1 pseudogene is annotated in these 1,423 nt (G+C 53.5%); it reads left to right on the top strand.

The window, feature by feature from the left end:
• A pseudogene (locus A3EU_RS34710) lies at nt 1–1,423 on the top strand (hypothetical protein); the annotation flags it as partial.

Here is a 1,423-nt window from a genome sequence, read left to right as displayed (position 1 = left end):
GCTGGTACCGATCCACTGAACCCGGATAGTGACGGCGACGGCTACAACGATGGCGAAGAAGTCACGGGTGTAGACGATCCTACGACCCCTGCGGTAGCAACAGGCACAAGTGGTCCTAACGACCCATGTGATCCTGATATGTCCGCTGGTCTTTGTGACCAGGACGGCGACGGCTTGACCAACGATGAGGAAGTGACTGCTGGTACCGATCCTACGAACCCCGATAGCGACGGCGACGGCTACAACGACGGCGAAGAAGTCACCGGCGTAGACGATCCAACTACCCCCGCGGTAGCGACGGGCACGAGCGATGCAACCGATCCTTGTGATCCCGATATGTCAGCTGGTCCATGTGATCAAGACGGCGACGGCTTGACGAATGACGAGGAAGTCTTGGCGGGTACCGATCCTACAAATCCTGACACGGATAGTGACGGAATCAATGACGGTACCGAATACAATGGTCCTGACGGCAACCCGCTCACGATGGCTGACAACACCGATCCACTAGATGCCTGTGATCCGAACATGACTGCGGGCACTTGTGATCAGGATAACGATGGTTTGACGAACGACGAGGAAGTGATTGCCGGTACCGATCCTACGAACCCCGATAGTGATGGTGATGGCCTCACTGACGGTGAGGAAGTTACGGGTATCGATGATCCATCGACTCCAATCGTAACCACTGGTACCTCGGATGCCAACGATGCTTGTGATCCCAACCCCGCAGCGGGTTCCTGTGATCAGGATATGGATGGCTTGACCAATGAGGAAGAAGTTTTGGCTGGTACTGATCCTACCATTACGGACACTGATGGTGATGGTATCAACGATGGTGACGAGTACAACGGTCCCGACGGTAACCCACTTACAATGGGTGATAATACGGACCCAACGGACCCTTGTGATCCTGTCCAAGCCGCTGGTTATACCGGCTACGATGCTGGTAATGCAATTTGGGCGGCGGCTGATTGTGATGGTGACAACCTGACCAATGGCGAGGAAGTAACGCTGGGTACTGATCCTTATAATGTGGATACCGACGGTGGTGGTGTAAGTGATGCTGATGAAGTCATCAATGGCACCGATCCAACACCGGGTAACGGAGCTGATGACCACCTCGTTCGGATGAACCTGAAAGTGTTACTGCAAGGAGCAATGCTCGGAGTAACGGATGGTTTGATGAGGGATGATCTACGTCAGCAGAATTACATTCCGTTAAATCAGCCTTACGGTGCCGGACTTCATGCTCGCTTTACCCACGTTGGTGGTGGCGCGGAGTCAACGACGGCAATGGTGCTGGCTGCGAATGCCGGAACCCCTGACGCGATTGTAGATTGGGTGTTTGTAGAAGTCAGAGATCAGAATAATCCTGCAACTGTTTTGCAAACCAAATCTGCTTTAGTACAACGTGATGGAG

Origin of the sequence: Lewinella cohaerens DSM 23179 (genome assembly GCF_000379805.1) — a bacterium.
Taxonomy (GTDB): domain Bacteria; phylum Bacteroidota; class Bacteroidia; order Chitinophagales; family Saprospiraceae; genus Lewinella; species Lewinella cohaerens.
The sequence above is the reverse complement of the archived record's forward strand: the minus strand, read 5'-3'. Positions and strand labels throughout refer to the sequence as shown.